Raw genomic sequence first — 13280 nt, forward strand, 5'->3', positions numbered from 1 at the left:
GGAGCTAGTAGATGGCAACTATCAACCAGCTGGTACGTCAGCCGCGTAAGCGTATCGTCGAGAAATCCGACGTACCTGCGCTGCAGAACTGCCCGCAACGTCGTGGCGTATGCACTCGTGTGTATACCACCACGCCGAAAAAACCTAACTCGGCACTGCGTAAAGTATGCCGTGTGCGTCTGACCAACGGTTTCGAGGTTTCCTCGTACATCGGCGGTGAAGGCCACAACCTGCAAGAGCACAGCGTGGTACTGATCCGCGGCGGTCGTGTAAAAGACTTGCCAGGTGTTCGTTACCACACCGTACGCGGCTCCTTGGATACTTCCGGCGTTAAAGGTCGTAACCAGGGTCGTTCGAAGTACGGTACCAAGAAGCCTAAGTAGTAGCGGCTTTTTGTAAAACTGAATCATCTTATTTTCTGAGTCGATAAGAGTAAGGTCGGAGGCGTCCCGAAAGGGCACCGATTCCGAGCGAACCTGAAGACCGTTTGAGGGCTTATCCATGCCAAGAAGACGCGTAGCAGCCAAGCGCGAAGTGCTTGACGATCCAAAATACGGAAGCCAAATTCTGGCCAAGTTCATGAACCACGTGATGGAAAGCGGCAAGAAAGCCGTTGCCGAGCGTATCGTTTATGGCGCGCTGGAAAAGGTTAAAGAACGCAAGAACAGCGACCCCCTGGAAATCTTCGAGAAAGCTCTCGACGCCATCGCTCCGCTGGTCGAAGTGAAGTCGCGCCGTGTAGGCGGTGCTACTTACCAGGTTCCGGTCGAAGTTCGTCCGTCCCGTCGTAACGCTCTGGCAATGCGCTGGTTGGTAGACTTCGCCCGTAAGCGCGGCGAGAAGTCTATGGCTCTGCGTTTGGCCGGCGAGCTGTTGGACGCCGCTGAAGGTAAAGGTGCTGCTGTTAAGAAGCGTGAAGACGTGCACCGTATGGCTGAAGCTAACAAAGCTTTCTCGCACTACCGCTTCTAATCTTAGCTTCACTAATTTTGCGAGGGCTTTATGGCTCGTACTACTCCGATTAGCCGCTACCGTAACATCGGTATCGTTGCTCACGTGGATGCTGGTAAAACCACCACCACCGAGCGCGTACTGTTTTACACCGGCAAAAGTCACAAAATGGGCGAGGTGCATGACGGCGCCGCGACCACAGACTGGATGGTTCAGGAGCAGGAGCGTGGTATTACCATTACTTCTGCTGCTATTACCGCCTTCTGGAAGGGTTCCGAGAAGCAGTACAAAGACGAGCATCGCTTCAACGTAATCGATACACCAGGCCACGTAGACTTCACCATTGAAGTTGAGCGTTCCCTGCGCGTACTCGACGGCGCTGTCGTTGTGTTCTGCGGTACCTCGGGTGTTGAGCCTCAGTCGGAAACCGTATGGCGTCAAGCCAACAAGTACGGCGTTCCACGTCTTGTTTACGTAAACAAGATGGACCGTGCTGGTGCCAACTTCCTGCGCGTGATCGGTCAGATCAAACAGCGCCTGGGTCACACTCCGGTGCCAATTCAATTGGCAATCGGTTCCGAAGACAACTTCCAGGGTCAGATCGATCTGATCAACATGGAAGCTGTTTACTGGAATGACTCCGACAAAGGTATGGTTCCTGTTCGTAAGCCTATCCCTGCAGAACTGCAGGAACTGGCTGACGAGTGGCGCAACAACATGGTTGAGGCTGCGGCCGAAGCCAGCGAAGAGCTGATGAACAAGTACCTCGAGGGTGAAGAACTCACCAACGTGGAAATCAAGGCCGCTCTGCGTCAGCGTACTATCGCTGGTGAGATCGTCTTGGCTGTTTGCGGTTCCTCGTTCAAGAACAAGGGCGTTCCCCTGGTTCTCGATGCTGTGATCGACTACCTGCCTGCTCCAACCGATATTCCTGCTATCAAGGGTACCAACCCTGATAACGAGGAAGAAGAAATGGAGCGTCATGCAGACGACAGCGAGCCGTTCTCGGCCCTGGCGTTCAAGATCGCTACCGACCCATTCGTGGGTACTTTGACCTTCGTCCGTGTTTACTCGGGCGTGTTGGCATCCGGCGACGGCGTGATCAACTCGGTTAAAGGCAAGAAAGAGCGCGTGGGTCGTATGGTGCAAATGCACGCAAACGCCCGTGAAGAGATCAAGGAAGTACGCGCTGGTGACATCGCGGCCCTGATCGGCATGAAGGACGTCACCACTGGTGAGACTTTGTGCGACGCTGCCAAGCCAATCATCCTGGTTCGCATGGACTTCCCGGAGCCGGTTATTTCGGTTGCCGTAGAGCCTAAGACCAAGGATGACCAGGAAAAAATGGGTATCGCTTTGGGCAAACTTGCTCAGGAAGATCCATCTTTCCGCGTCAAGACTGATGAAGAGACTGGTCAAACGATCATCTCCGGCATGGGCGAGCTGCACCTGGACATCCTGGTTGACCGGATGCGCCGTGAGTTCAACGTCGAAGCCAACATCGGTAAGCCTCAGGTTTCCTATCGTGAGCGCATCACGAAGAACTGTGAAATCGAAGGCAAGTTCGTTCGTCAGTCCGGCGGTCGTGGTCAGTTCGGTCACTGCTGGATCCGTTTTGCTCCTGCTGACGAAGGTCAGGAAGGTCTGCAATTCGTGAACGAAGTAGTGGGTGGTGTTGTTCCTAAGGAATACATCCCTGCTATCCAGAAGGGTATCGAAGAGCAGATGAAGAACGGTGTTGTTGCCGGCTATCCGCTGATCGGCCTGAAAGCAACCGTTTTTGACGGTTCTTACCACGACGTCGACTCCAACGAGATGGCGTTTAAGGTGGCTGCTTCCATGGCAACCAAGCAACTGGCCCAGAAGGGCGGTGGTGAGTTGCTTGAGCCAATCATGGCGGTAGAAGTTGTTACACCTGAAGACTATATGGGTGATGTCATGGGCGACCTTAACCGTCGTCGCGGCATGATCTTGGGTATGGAAGACACGGTTTCCGGCAAAGTGATTCGCGCCGAGGTTCCGTTGGGTGAGATGTTCGGTTATGCGACCGACGTTCGCTCCATGTCCCAGGGTCGCGCAAGCTACTCTATGGAATTCAAAAAATACAACACAGCTCCGGCGCACATCGCTGAAACTGTATCCAAAAAACAAGGCTGATTCAGTCCTTTAGGCAAGGAGTTAATTGTCGTGGCTAAAGAAAAATTTGATCGTTCCCTACCGCACGTCAACGTTGGCACCATCGGTCACGTTGACCACGGTAAAACCACTCTGACTGCTGCTCTGACTCGCGTTTGCTCCGAAGTATTCGGTTCCGCAATCGTTGATTTCGATAAAATCGACAGCGCGCCAGAAGAAAAAGCTCGTGGTATCACCATCAACACCGCGCACGTTGAATACAACTCGCTGATCCGTCACTACGCTCACGTTGACTGCCCAGGTCACGCTGACTATGTGAAGAACATGATCACCGGTGCTGCCCAGATGGACGGCGCGATCCTGGTTTGCTCGGCCGCTGATGGTCCGATGCCACAAACCCGTGAGCACATCCTGCTGTCCCGTCAGGTAGGCGTTCCGTACATCGTGGTTTACCTGAACAAGGCCGACCTGGTAGACGACGCTGAGCTGCTGGAACTGGTTGAGATGGAAGTGCGCGATCTGCTGAGCACTTACGACTTCCCAGGCGACGACACTCCGATCATCATCGGTTCTGCTCGTATGGCTCTGGAAGGCAAAGACGACAACGAAATGGGCACCACGTCCGTTCGTAAACTGGTTGAGACTCTGGACAGCTACATCCCAGATCCAGTTCGTGTTATCGACAAGCCGTTCCTGATGCCAATCGAAGACGTATTCTCGATCTCTGGTCGCGGTACTGTTGTAACTGGTCGTATCGAGCGCGGTATCGTCAAGGTTCAAGATCCACTGGAAATCGTTGGTCTGCGTGACACTACCGTCACCACCTGCACCGGTGTTGAAATGTTCCGTAAACTGCTCGACGAAGGTCGTGCTGGCGAGAACTGCGGCGTTCTGCTGCGTGGTACCAAGCGTGACGACGTTGAGCGTGGCCAGGTTCTGGTTAAGCCAGGTTCGGTTAAGCCGCACACCAAGTTCGAAGCTGAAGTGTACGTGCTGAGCAAAGAAGAAGGCGGCCGTCACACTCCGTTCTTCAAAGGCTACCGTCCACAGTTCTACTTCCGTACTACCGACGTAACCGGTAACTGCGAACTGCCGGAAGGCGTAGAAATGGTAATGCCAGGCGACAACATCAAAATGGTTGTCACCCTGATCAAAACCATCGCTATGGAAGACGGTCTGCGTTTCGCAATCCGTGAAGGCGGCCGTACCGTTGGTGCTGGCGTTGTAGCTAAAATCATCGAGTAATTATCTCTTCTGAGATAGCTCTGATGTTTTGAAAAGGCCCCCGCTCAGCGGGGGCCTTTTTTATTGGGTTGACACCTATCAGGGCCGTCTATAGAATTGCGCCTCCTTTTAACGGGCGTATTGCGCTCGCTGGGAATAGCAGCCGGAGTCTGAAATCCAATGCAAAATCAGCAAATCCGTATCAGGTTGAAGGCTTTTGACCATCGCCTGATCGACCAATCCACCCAGGAAATCGTGGAAACCGCGAAACGTACTGGTGCTCAAGTGCGTGGTCCAATTCCACTGCCTACCCGTAAAGAGCGGTTCACCGTTCTGGTCTCCCCGCACGTCAACAAAGACGCGCGTGACCAGTACGAGATCCGTACTCATAAGCGCGTACTGGACATCGTCCAGCCAACGGATAAAACCGTTGATGCACTTATGAAGCTTGATCTGGCGGCCGGTGTGGAAGTACAGATCAGCCTCGGCTAAGACTTGGGTCTTAGTCGTGTAACGCTCTGAAATGGGCGGCCATAGCGGGTGAAAGCCCCGTACACTCATGAGGTTTACAACATGACTATTGGTGTAGTCGGTCGTAAATGCGGTATGACCCGTATTTTCACCGAAGAAGGTGTCTCCATTCCGGTCACGGTCATTGAGATCGAGCCGAATCGCGTCACCCAGTTCAAAACTGAAGAAACCGATGGCTATCGTGCAGTGCAAGTCACTGTCGGCGAGCGTCGTGCTTCGCGCGTGACTGCTGCTCAAGCAGGTCACTTCGCTAAAGCAAACGTTGCAGCTGGTCGCACTGTTATGGAGTTCCGTCTCGAAGACGGCGACTACCAGGCTGGCGATCTGATCAACGCTGAAATCTTCGCCGCTGGTCAACTGGTTGATGTAACCGGTCAGTCCAAGGGTAAAGGCTTCCAGGGTACGATCAAGCGTTGGAATTTCCGTGGCCAAGACAACACTCACGGTAACTCCGTTTCCCACCGCGTCCCGGGCTCTATTGGCCAGTGCCAGACTCCTGGTCGTGTATTCAAGGGCAAAAAAATGTCCGGTCATATGGGCGCTGAGCGCGTGACCGTGCAGTCCCTCGAAGTAGTGCGCGTCGACGCTGAACGCAATCTGTTGTTGGTCAAGGGTGCTGTTCCTGGCGCTACTGGCGGCAACCTGGTTGTACGTCCAGCGGCCAAGGCTCGCGGTTAAGGGGAAGCTGACATGCAATTAAATGTAAATGACGCTCAAGCGATCGAAGTTTCCGAACTGACATTTGGCGGCGAATTCAACGAGACGCTGGTTCACCAAGCAGTCGTGGCCTACATGGCCGGCGGCCGTCAAGGTAGCAAGCAGCAAAAGACCCGTTCCGACGTACGTGGTGGCGGTAAGCGCCCTTGGCGTCAGAAAGGTACTGGCCGTGCTCGTGCCGGTACTATCCGTAGCCCAATCTGGCGTGGCGGCGGTACCACTTTCGCAGCTCGTCCACAGGATCACACTCAGAAGCTCAACAAGAAGATGTATCGCGCAGCACTGCGCTCCATCCTTGCTGAACTCGTGCGTACTGATCGTCTGGTCGTGGTTCAAGACTTCGCTGTTGAAAGTCCAAAAACCAAAGATCTGCTGGGCAAACTGAACAACATGAGCCTGACCGACGTTTTGATCGTGTCGGAAGCTGTTGATCAGAACCTGTACCTGGCTGCTCGCAACCTGCCACACGTTGATGTACGTGACGTGCAAGGTTCCGATCCAGTTAGTCTGATCGCATACGACAAGGTGTTGATCACCGTGTCGGCCGTGAAGAAATTCGAGGAGCTGCTGGGATGAACCAGGAACGCGTATTTAAAGTTCTGCTTGGCCCGCACGTTTCCGAAAAGGCTACGGTTCTGGCTGACAAGAAAGGCCAGTTCGTTTTCAAGGTTGCAACTGACGCAACCAAGCTGGAAATCAAGAAGGCCGTCGAAAGCCTGTTCAGCGTGAAAGTAGAGCGTGTTACTACCCTGAATGTTCTGGGTAAGAGCAAGCGCACTGCTCGCGGTCTGGGCAAGCGTAATGACTGGAAGAAGGCAGTTATCTCCCTTCAGCCAGGCCAAGATCTCGATTTCAGCAGCAGTGCTGAGTAAGGAAGGGGTGCATCATGGCAATCGTTAAATGCAAACCGACTTCCCCTGGCCGCCGTTTTGTGGTCAAGGTGGTCAACCAGGAGCTGCATAAAGGCGCTCCTCACGCACCGCTGCTCGAGAAAAAATCGAAGACTGGTGGTCGTAACAACAATGGTCGTATTACCACTCGTCACATCGGTGGTGGCCATAAGCAGCATTATCGTCTGGTCGATTTCCGCCGCAACGACAAAGATGGCATCTCTGCCACTGTCGAGCGTATCGAATACGATCCAAACCGTACTGCTCACATCGCTCTGCTGCTGTACGCAGATGGCGAGCGTCGCTACATCATCGCCCCTAAAGGCGTGAGTGCTGGTGACCAGCTGATCGCAGGTGCTTTGGCACCGATCAAGCCGGGCAACGCTCTGCAACTGCGTAACATTCCAGTTGGTAGCACCGTACACGGCATCGAATTGAAGCCAGGTAAAGGCGCGCAAATCGCTCGTTCCGCTGGTGCTTCGGCTCAGCTGATCGCTCGTGAAGGTGTCTACGTGACCCTGCGTCTGCGTTCTGGTGAGATGCGTAAAGTGCTGGCTGAATGCCGCGCGACCTTGGGCGAAGTCTCGAACTCCGAGCACAGCCTGCGTTCGCTGGGTAAAGCTGGTGCCAAACGCTGGCGTGGCGTTCGCCCAACCGTTCGTGGTGTTGCCATGAACCCGGTTGACCACCCACACGGTGGTGGTGAAGGTCGTACCTCTGGTGGTCGTCATCCGGTATCGCCATGGGGCTTCCCGACTAAGGGCGCGAAGACTCGTGGTAATAAGCGTACCGACAAAATGATCGTCCGTCGTCGCAAGTAAATAGAGGGATACGACAGTGCCACGTTCTCTGAAAAAAGGTCCTTTTATTGATCTTCACCTACTGAAGAAGATCGAAGTGGCGGCGGAAAAGAACGATCGCAAACCAGTTAAGACCTGGTCGCGTCGTTCGATGATCCTGCCACAAATGGTCGGTCTGACCATCGCAGTACACAACGGTCGCCAACACGTCCCAGTTCTCGTTAACGAAGACATGGTCGGCCACAAACTGGGCGAGTTTGCCGGTACCCGCACTTATCGTGGGCACGTGGCAGACAAGAAAGCCAAGCGTTAAGGGGTTAGGAAATGGAAGTAGCCGCTAAGTTGTCGGGCGCTCGAATCTCCGCCCAGAAAGCCCGCTTGGTCGCCGACCAGATCCGCGGGAAGAAGGTGGGCGAAGCGCTCAACCTGTTGGCTTTCAGCAGTAAGAAAGCCGCCGAGATCATGAAGAAAGTGCTGGAGTCGGCCGTAGCCAACGCCGAGCATAACGAAGGCGCAGACGTTGATGACCTTAAGGTCAGTACCGTTTTCGTCAACGAAGGGCGTTCGCTGAAGCGCATCATGCCACGTGCCAAAGGCCGTGCTGATCGCATCGTCAAGCGGTCTTGCCATATCACTGTCAAGGTTGCTGACAAGTAACGGAGTCGAAGAGATGGGTCAGAAAGTACATCCCATTGGCATTCGCCTGGGAATCGTCAAGGAGCACACCTCCGTCTGGTACGCAGACGGTCGGACTTATGCGGACTATTTGTTCGCTGATCTGAAGGTGCGTGAGTATCTCCAAGACAAACTAAAAAGCGCGTCCGTAAGCCGTATCGATATCCATCGTCCGGCACAAACTGCACGTATCACCATCCACACCGCTCGTCCAGGTATCGTTATCGGGAAGAAAGGTGAAGATGTTGAGAAACTGCGTCAGGACCTGACCAAGCAAATGGGTGTGCCTGTGCACATCAATATCGAAGAGATCCGTAAGCCGGAGCTCGACGGTATGCTGGTTGCGCAGAGCGTAGCTCAGCAGCTGGAGCGTCGTGTAATGTTCCGTCGCGCTATGAAGCGCGCTGTACAGAACGCCATGCGCATTGGTGCCAAAGGCATCAAAATCCAAGTGAGCGGTCGTCTCGGCGGTGCTGAAATCGCACGTACTGAATGGTATCGCGAAGGTCGTGTGCCACTGCACACCCTGCGTGCCGACATCGACTATGCCAACTACGAAGCTCACACCACTTACGGTGTGATCGGTGTAAAGGTTTGGATCTTCAAGGGCGAAGTAATTGGTGGTCGCCAAGAAGAACTGAAACCACAAGCACCAGCGCCTCGTAAAAAAGCTGCTAAGTAAGGGGTACGCCAAATGTTGCAACCTAAGCGTACGAAGTTCCGCAAGCAGATGACAGGCCACAACCGTGGTCTGGCTCAGCGCGGTAGCAAAGTCAGCTTCGGCGAGTTCGCGCTGAAGTCTGTAGCTCGTGGTCGTCTCACCGCTCGTCAGATCGAGTCAGCGCGTCGTGCACTGACCCGTCACGTTAAACGTGGCGGCAAGATCTGGATCCGTGTATTCCCGGACAAGCCGATCTCCAAAAAGCCTCTCGAGGTTCGGATGGGTAAAGGTAAGGGTAACGTGGAATACTGGGTAGCCCAGATTCAGCCAGGCAAAGTCCTGTATGAAATCGAGGGTGTAACTGAAGAGCTGGCGCGTGAGGCTTTTGCCCTGGCTGCTGCAAAGCTGCCGCTCGCCACCGCCTTTGTTAAACGGACGGTGATGTGATGAAAGCGAATGAACTTCGTGAAAAATCCGCACAGCAGCTGAACGAGCAACTGCTCGGCCTGCTGCGCGACCAGTTCAATCTGCGTATGCAGAAAGCAACTGGCCAGTTGGGGCAGTCTCATCTGCTCTCGCAAGTTAAGCGTGACATCGCTCGCGTGAAGACTGTGCTCAACCAGCAGGCAGGTAAGTGATCATGGCTGAAGCCGAAAAGACTGTCCGTACGCTGACTGGCCGTGTTGTCAGCGACAAGATGGACAAAACCATCACCGTACTGATCGAGCGTCGCGTTAAGCACCCGATCTACGGTAAATATGTTAAGCGTTCGACTAAGCTGCACGCGCACGACGAAACCAACCAGTGCCACATCGGCGACAAAGTCACTATTCGTGAAACTCGTCCGCTGGCCAAGACCAAGTCTTGGGCACTGGTTGATGTTCTCGAACGCGCTGTGGAAGTCTAAGGACTAGGGGTCGGAGAAATTATATGATTCAGACTCAATCCATGCTCGATGTGGCCGATAACAGCGGCGCTCGCCGTGTTATGTGCATCAAGGTGCTGGGTGGCTCCCATCGTCGTTACGCTGGTATCGGTGACATCATCAAAGTTACCGTGAAGGAAGCAATTCCTCGCGGTAAAGTGAAAAAAGGCCAAGTGATGACTGCTGTTGTAGTCCGCACTCGTCACGGCGTACGCCGTGCTGATGGCTCCATTATCCGCTTTGATGGCAACGCTGCTGTTCTTCTGAACAACAAGCAAGAGCCGATCGGCACCCGTATCTTTGGGCCAGTGACCCGTGAACTTCGTACTGAGAAGTTCATGAAGATCGTCTCGCTCGCCCCAGAAGTGCTGTAAGGAGATCCGACATGCAAAAGATTCGTCGTGACGACGAGATCATCGTGATCGCCGGCAAAGACAAAGGTAAGCGCGGTAAGGTGCTTAAGGTTCTCGCTAATAACCGTCTGGTTATCGGCGGTCTGAACCTGGTTAAGCGTCATACCAAGCCTAACCCGATGTCGGGCGTACAAGGCGGTATCGTCGAAAAAGAAGCTCCACTGGACGCTTCTAACGTCGCCATTTTCAACGGCGAAACCAACAAGGCTGACCGCGTTGGTTTCAAAGTAGAAGACGGCAAGAAAATTCGTGTCTTCAAGTCGACCCAAAAAGCGGTTGATGCTTGAACACTGCTAGGTAGAAGACCATGGCACGACTAAAAGAGATTTACTGGAAAGAAATCGCACCGAAACTTAAGGAAGAACTTAAGCTTTCGAACGTGATGGAAGTTCCACGCGTTACCAAAATCACCCTGAACATGGGTCTGGGCGAAGCGGTCGGTGACAAAAAAGTCATCGAGCACGCTGTTGCTGACCTGGAAAAGATCACCGGTCAAAAAGTCGTTGTGACTTACGCTCGGAAATCCATCGCTGGCTTTAAAGTCCGTGAAGGTTGGCCGATCGGCGTCAAAGTGACTCTGCGCCGTGAGCGTATGTATGAATTCCTGGATCGTCTGCTGTCGATCTCCCTGCCTCGGGTTCGCGACTTCCGCGGCCTGAATGCCAAGTCCTTCGATGGTCGTGGTAACTACAGCATGGGCGTGAAAGAGCAGATCATCTTCCCGGAAATCGACTACGACAAGATCGATGCTCTCCGCGGTCTGGACATCACCCTGACCACCACTGCCAAGAACGATGATGAAGGTCGCGCCCTGTTGCGTGCTTTCAAATTCCCGTTCCGCAACTGATTGGAGTAGGACCATGGCCAAGATGAGCATGAAAAACCGCGAGCTGAAGCGTCAGCTCACGGTTGCCAAGTACGCCAAGAAGCGTGCAGCACTGAAAGCAATCATCGTTGATCTGAACGCAAGTCCAGAAGCGCGCTGGGAAGCTACAGTTGCTCTGCAGAAGCAGCCACGTGACGCAAGCGCTTCGCGCATGCGTAACCGCTGCCGCCTGACCGGTCGTCCACACGGCGTTTACCGCAAGTTCGGCCTCGGCCGTAACAAACTGCGTGAAGCGGCAATGCGTGGTGACGTACCAGGTCTGGTTAAAGCCAGCTGGTAAGTACTTTCAACGTCCAGGTGGGCAGAATCGCAAGATACTGACCGCCGGTGACCTTGAATCTGGATCAAGCCCCTTTTGGGGCTTGTTTCATTTCCGGAGTATGTCTAAAATACGCGGCTCGCCTGAGCCCGTGTTTTTTATGGCCGGAGATTCTCGGCGACATATGTAGCCGCAAGGCTAATTTTTTTGTATTAGGAGCGTCTAGCCCATGAGTATGCAGGACCCGTTAGCGGACATGCTAACTCGTATCCGTAATGCCCAGATGGCTGAAAAGTCCGTCGTAAGCATGCCATCTTCCAAGTTGAAGGTAGCTGTTGCCAAAGTCCTGAAAGACGAAGGCTACATTGCGGGTTATCAGATCAGCAGCGAAACCAAGCCACTGCTGTCCATCGAGCTGAAGTACTTCGAAGGCCGTTCGGTCATTGAAGAAGTGAAGCGCGTTAGCCGTCCAGGCCTGCGTCAGTACAAGTCCGCTGAAGATCTGCCGAAAGTTCGTGGCGGTCTGGGCGTGTCTATCGTCTCCACCAACAAAGGTGTGATGACGGATCGTGCTGCGCGCGCTGCCGGTGTCGGCGGCGAAGTTCTTTGCACTGTGTTCTAAGGGGGGATAAGCATGTCTCGCGTCGCTAAGAACCCCGTTAAGCTGCCAGCCGGTGTCGAAGTAAAATTCGCAGGCCAACAGCTTTCGGTGAAGGGTGCCAAGGGCACTCTTGAACTGAACATCCATTCGTCCGTTGAGATCGTTGAAGAAGCTGGTGAGCTGCGTTTCGCTGCTCGCAATGGCGATCAACAAACTCGCGCAATGGCCGGTACCACGCGTGCGTTGGTAAACAACATGGTCCAAGGCGTAAGCCAAGGCTTCGAGCGTAAGCTCCAGCTGGTCGGTGTTGGTTACAAAGCGCAAGCAAAAGGCACGGTTTTGAACCTGGCCCTTGGCTTCTCGCACCCAGTGGATTACGAACTGCCGGAAGGCATCACCGCTGAGACCCCTAGCCAAACCGATATCCTGATCAAGGGTATTGATAAGCAGCTGGTAGGTCAGGTGGCCGCTGAGATCCGCGACTTCCGTCCACCAGAGCCGTACAAAGGCAAAGGTGTGCGCTACGCGGACGAAGTCGTCCGTCGTAAAGAAGCCAAGAAGAAGTAGGGCATAGCAAATGACCGACAAAAAAGTTACTCGACTGCGTCGCGCTCGCAAAGCACGCCTGAAAATGCACGAACTCGAAGTCGTGCGTCTCTGCGTGTACCGCTCGTCGCAGCACATCTACGCCCAGGTCATCTCGGCCGACGGCAACAAAGTCCTGGCCAGCGCCTCGACTTTGGATAAAGAACTGCGTGATGGTGCCACCGGCAACATCGACGCGGCCACAAAGGTTGGCCAGCTGGTCGCTACACGTGCTAAGGCCGTGGGCGTCTCGCAAGTGGCTTTCGACCGCTCTGGCTTCAAGTACCACGGTCGCGTGAAAGCGCTGGCTGATGCTGCTCGTGAAGCTGGGCTGGAGTTCTAAGTTATGTCAAATAACGACCAAAAGCGCGACGAAGGCTACATTGAGAAGCTGGTTCAAGTTAACCGCGTAGCCAAAACCGTTAAAGGCGGCCGTATCTTCACTTTCACCGCGTTGACCGTGGTAGGTGATGGTAAAGGGCGTGTTGGCTTCGGCCGTGGCAAGTCACGTGAAGTGCCTGCCGCGATCCAGAAGGCAATGGAAGCTGCTCGTCGCAACATGATCCAAGTTGATCTGAACGGCACCACGCTGCAGTACGCAATGAAGTCCGCTCACGGCGCTTCGAAGGTGTACATGCAGCCCGCTTCTGAAGGTACCGGTATCATCGCTGGCGGCGCTATGCGTGCTGTCCTCGAGGTTGCTGGCGTTCAGAACGTTCTGGCCAAGTGCTACGGCTCGACTAACCCGGTAAACGTGGTTCACGCCACTTTCAAGGGTTTGAAAGCTATGCAATCTCCTGAGTCCATCGCTGCCAAGCGTGGTCTGACTGTCAAGGAGATCTTCTGATCATGGCTACCGTTAAAGTAACGCTGATCAAAAGCATGACCGGCCGCATCCCTAACCACAAACTGTGTGTTAAAGGTTTGGGTCTGCGTCGCATCGGTCACACTGTAGAAGTCCAGGATACTCCCGAGAATCGCGGGATGATCAACAAGGCTTACTACATGCTGCGTGTAGAGGGTTAA

24 protein-coding genes are annotated in these 13280 nt (G+C 54.1%); all 24 read left to right on the forward strand.

From position 1 onward, the window contains the following. Positions 1-11 precede the first annotated feature (11 nt). The 24 genes from rpsL to rpmD all read left to right on the forward strand — a co-directional run bounded on the left by rpsL (position 12) and on the right by rpmD (position 13280). On the forward strand, positions 12-383 hold the full coding sequence (rpsL, locus tag ACQY47_RS17715) for a 30S ribosomal protein S12 (RefSeq protein ID WP_002555494.1): 372 nt from the start codon (positions 12-14) through the stop codon (positions 381-383). Positions 384-501: 118 nt separating this feature from the next. Then, on the forward strand, positions 502-972 hold the full coding sequence (gene rpsG, locus ACQY47_RS17720) for a 30S ribosomal protein S7 (protein ID WP_002555493.1): 471 nt from the start codon (positions 502-504) through the stop codon (positions 970-972). 30 nt (positions 973-1002) lie between these two features. After that, positions 1003-3108, forward strand: coding sequence for an elongation factor G (fusA, locus tag ACQY47_RS17725; protein ID WP_010206921.1), 2106 nt, complete (start codon positions 1003-1005; stop codon positions 3106-3108). Positions 3109-3138: 30 nt separating this feature from the next. After that, positions 3139-4332 carry an elongation factor Tu gene (gene tuf / locus ACQY47_RS17730; protein WP_003176426.1) on the forward strand — a complete coding sequence of 398 codons (1194 nt, stop codon included), beginning with the start codon at positions 3139-3141 and terminating at the stop codon, positions 4330-4332. Between the two features lie 159 nt (positions 4333-4491). Further along, positions 4492-4803, forward strand: coding sequence for a 30S ribosomal protein S10 (rpsJ, locus tag ACQY47_RS17735; protein WP_003186070.1), 312 nt, complete (start codon positions 4492-4494; stop codon positions 4801-4803). Positions 4804-4884: 81 nt separating this feature from the next. Continuing rightward, positions 4885-5520 carry a 50S ribosomal protein L3 gene (rplC, locus tag ACQY47_RS17740; RefSeq protein WP_003194649.1) on the forward strand — a complete coding sequence of 212 codons (636 nt, stop codon included), beginning with the start codon at positions 4885-4887 and terminating at the stop codon, positions 5518-5520. 12 nt (positions 5521-5532) lie between these two features. Beyond that, complete coding sequence (gene rplD, locus ACQY47_RS17745; RefSeq protein ID WP_017135963.1) at positions 5533-6135, forward strand: 50S ribosomal protein L4; 603 nt, start codon at positions 5533-5535, stop codon at positions 6133-6135. Continuing rightward, positions 6132-6431: a 50S ribosomal protein L23 gene (gene rplW, locus ACQY47_RS17750; protein ID WP_002555488.1), complete on the forward strand. Its 300-nt coding sequence runs from the start codon at positions 6132-6134 to the stop codon at positions 6429-6431. The genes rplD and rplW overlap by 4 nt, the downstream gene beginning before the upstream one ends. A gap of 14 nt (positions 6432-6445) precedes the next feature. After that, positions 6446-7270, forward strand: a complete 825-nt coding sequence (gene rplB / locus ACQY47_RS17755; RefSeq protein WP_003176423.1) for a 50S ribosomal protein L2 — start codon at positions 6446-6448, stop codon at positions 7268-7270. A gap of 16 nt (positions 7271-7286) precedes the next feature. After that, the gene (gene rpsS / locus ACQY47_RS17760; RefSeq protein ID WP_002555486.1) at positions 7287-7562 is read left to right on the forward strand and encodes a 30S ribosomal protein S19; all 276 of its coding nucleotides are present in this window, start codon (positions 7287-7289) and stop codon (positions 7560-7562) included. Positions 7563-7573: 11 nt separating this feature from the next. Then, on the forward strand, positions 7574-7906 hold the full coding sequence (gene rplV, locus ACQY47_RS17765) for a 50S ribosomal protein L22 (protein WP_003103908.1): 333 nt from the start codon (positions 7574-7576) through the stop codon (positions 7904-7906). A 13-nt stretch (positions 7907-7919) separates the two neighbouring features. Next, the gene (rpsC, locus tag ACQY47_RS17770; RefSeq protein ID WP_003176422.1) at positions 7920-8606 is read left to right on the forward strand and encodes a 30S ribosomal protein S3; all 687 of its coding nucleotides are present in this window, start codon (positions 7920-7922) and stop codon (positions 8604-8606) included. A 12-nt stretch (positions 8607-8618) separates the two neighbouring features. Beyond that, positions 8619-9032 carry a 50S ribosomal protein L16 gene (rplP, locus tag ACQY47_RS17775; RefSeq protein WP_003232424.1) on the forward strand — a complete coding sequence of 138 codons (414 nt, stop codon included), beginning with the start codon at positions 8619-8621 and terminating at the stop codon, positions 9030-9032. Next, positions 9032-9223 carry a 50S ribosomal protein L29 gene (gene rpmC / locus ACQY47_RS17780; RefSeq protein WP_002555481.1) on the forward strand — a complete coding sequence of 64 codons (192 nt, stop codon included), beginning with the start codon at positions 9032-9034 and terminating at the stop codon, positions 9221-9223. Before rplP ends, rpmC begins: the two co-directional genes overlap by 1 nt. Positions 9224-9225: 2 nt before the next feature. Further along, complete coding sequence (gene rpsQ / locus ACQY47_RS17785; RefSeq protein WP_003176419.1) at positions 9226-9492, forward strand: 30S ribosomal protein S17; 267 nt, start codon at positions 9226-9228, stop codon at positions 9490-9492. A 23-nt stretch (positions 9493-9515) separates the two neighbouring features. Continuing rightward, positions 9516-9884: a 50S ribosomal protein L14 gene (gene rplN, locus ACQY47_RS17790; protein ID WP_002555479.1), complete on the forward strand. Its 369-nt coding sequence runs from the start codon at positions 9516-9518 to the stop codon at positions 9882-9884. Between the two features lie 11 nt (positions 9885-9895). Continuing rightward, a complete protein-coding gene (gene rplX / locus ACQY47_RS17795) occupies positions 9896-10210 on the forward strand; it encodes a 50S ribosomal protein L24 (protein WP_003176416.1) in 315 nt (104 codons plus the stop codon). A 20-nt stretch (positions 10211-10230) separates the two neighbouring features. Further along, the gene (gene rplE, locus ACQY47_RS17800; protein ID WP_003176415.1) at positions 10231-10770 is read left to right on the forward strand and encodes a 50S ribosomal protein L5; all 540 of its coding nucleotides are present in this window, start codon (positions 10231-10233) and stop codon (positions 10768-10770) included. Between the two features lie 13 nt (positions 10771-10783). Further along, positions 10784-11089, forward strand: a complete 306-nt coding sequence (gene rpsN / locus ACQY47_RS17805; protein ID WP_003176414.1) for a 30S ribosomal protein S14 — start codon at positions 10784-10786, stop codon at positions 11087-11089. Between the two features lie 208 nt (positions 11090-11297). Next, positions 11298-11690 (forward strand): 30S ribosomal protein S8, encoded by a 393-nt coding sequence (rpsH, locus tag ACQY47_RS17810; RefSeq protein ID WP_010566853.1) that lies wholly within the window; start codon positions 11298-11300, stop codon positions 11688-11690. 12 nt (positions 11691-11702) lie between these two features. Further along, positions 11703-12236 (forward strand): 50S ribosomal protein L6, encoded by a 534-nt coding sequence (gene rplF / locus ACQY47_RS17815; protein WP_003176412.1) that lies wholly within the window; start codon positions 11703-11705, stop codon positions 12234-12236. A 10-nt stretch (positions 12237-12246) separates the two neighbouring features. Next, positions 12247-12597, forward strand: a complete 351-nt coding sequence (gene rplR, locus ACQY47_RS17820; RefSeq protein ID WP_017135964.1) for a 50S ribosomal protein L18 — start codon at positions 12247-12249, stop codon at positions 12595-12597. Positions 12598-12600: 3 nt separating this feature from the next. Next, positions 12601-13101 (forward strand): 30S ribosomal protein S5, encoded by a 501-nt coding sequence (gene rpsE / locus ACQY47_RS17825; RefSeq protein WP_003176409.1) that lies wholly within the window; start codon positions 12601-12603, stop codon positions 13099-13101. A gap of 2 nt (positions 13102-13103) precedes the next feature. Next, a complete protein-coding gene (rpmD, locus tag ACQY47_RS17830) occupies positions 13104-13280 on the forward strand; it encodes a 50S ribosomal protein L30 (protein ID WP_003176408.1) in 177 nt (58 codons plus the stop codon).

It is taken from the genome of Pseudomonas edaphica (assembly GCF_965277385.1).
Classification (GTDB): domain Bacteria; phylum Pseudomonadota; class Gammaproteobacteria; order Pseudomonadales; family Pseudomonadaceae; genus Aquipseudomonas; species Aquipseudomonas edaphica.

Excerpts from the sequence above, each read along its gene's own strand:
- rpsL (WP_002555494.1), top strand. The coding sequence starts at position 12 with ATGGCAACTATCAACCAGCTGGTACGTCAGCCGCGTAAGCGTATCGTC.
- rplV (WP_003103908.1), top strand. The coding sequence starts at position 7,574 with ATGGAAGTAGCCGCTAAGTTGTCGGGCGCTCGAATCTCCGCCCAGAAA.
- rplE (WP_003176415.1), top strand. The coding sequence starts at position 10,231 with ATGGCACGACTAAAAGAGATTTACTGGAAAGAAATCGCACCGAAACTT.
- rpsJ (WP_003186070.1), top strand. The coding sequence starts at position 4,492 with ATGCAAAATCAGCAAATCCGTATCAGGTTGAAGGCTTTTGACCATCGC.
- rpsE (WP_003176409.1), top strand. The coding sequence starts at position 12,601 with ATGTCAAATAACGACCAAAAGCGCGACGAAGGCTACATTGAGAAGCTG.
- rpsG (WP_002555493.1), top strand. The coding sequence starts at position 502 with ATGCCAAGAAGACGCGTAGCAGCCAAGCGCGAAGTGCTTGACGATCCA.
- rplW (WP_002555488.1), top strand. The coding sequence starts at position 6,132 with ATGAACCAGGAACGCGTATTTAAAGTTCTGCTTGGCCCGCACGTTTCC.
- rplB (WP_003176423.1), top strand. The coding sequence starts at position 6,446 with ATGGCAATCGTTAAATGCAAACCGACTTCCCCTGGCCGCCGTTTTGTG.
- fusA (WP_010206921.1), top strand. The coding sequence starts at position 1,003 with ATGGCTCGTACTACTCCGATTAGCCGCTACCGTAACATCGGTATCGTT.
- rpsQ (WP_003176419.1), top strand. The coding sequence starts at position 9,226 with ATGGCTGAAGCCGAAAAGACTGTCCGTACGCTGACTGGCCGTGTTGTC.
- rplX (WP_003176416.1), top strand. The coding sequence starts at position 9,896 with ATGCAAAAGATTCGTCGTGACGACGAGATCATCGTGATCGCCGGCAAA.
- rpsC (WP_003176422.1), top strand. The coding sequence starts at position 7,920 with ATGGGTCAGAAAGTACATCCCATTGGCATTCGCCTGGGAATCGTCAAG.
- rpmC (WP_002555481.1), top strand. The coding sequence starts at position 9,032 with ATGAAAGCGAATGAACTTCGTGAAAAATCCGCACAGCAGCTGAACGAG.
- rplF (WP_003176412.1), top strand. The coding sequence starts at position 11,703 with ATGTCTCGCGTCGCTAAGAACCCCGTTAAGCTGCCAGCCGGTGTCGAA.
- rpmD (WP_003176408.1), top strand. The coding sequence starts at position 13,104 with ATGGCTACCGTTAAAGTAACGCTGATCAAAAGCATGACCGGCCGCATC.
- rplN (WP_002555479.1), top strand. The coding sequence starts at position 9,516 with ATGATTCAGACTCAATCCATGCTCGATGTGGCCGATAACAGCGGCGCT.
- rplP (WP_003232424.1), top strand. The coding sequence starts at position 8,619 with ATGTTGCAACCTAAGCGTACGAAGTTCCGCAAGCAGATGACAGGCCAC.
- rpsH (WP_010566853.1), top strand. The coding sequence starts at position 11,298 with ATGAGTATGCAGGACCCGTTAGCGGACATGCTAACTCGTATCCGTAAT.
- rpsN (WP_003176414.1), top strand. The coding sequence starts at position 10,784 with ATGGCCAAGATGAGCATGAAAAACCGCGAGCTGAAGCGTCAGCTCACG.
- rplC (WP_003194649.1), top strand. The coding sequence starts at position 4,885 with ATGACTATTGGTGTAGTCGGTCGTAAATGCGGTATGACCCGTATTTTC.
- rplD (WP_017135963.1), top strand. The coding sequence starts at position 5,533 with ATGCAATTAAATGTAAATGACGCTCAAGCGATCGAAGTTTCCGAACTG.
- rplR (WP_017135964.1), top strand. The coding sequence starts at position 12,247 with ATGACCGACAAAAAAGTTACTCGACTGCGTCGCGCTCGCAAAGCACGC.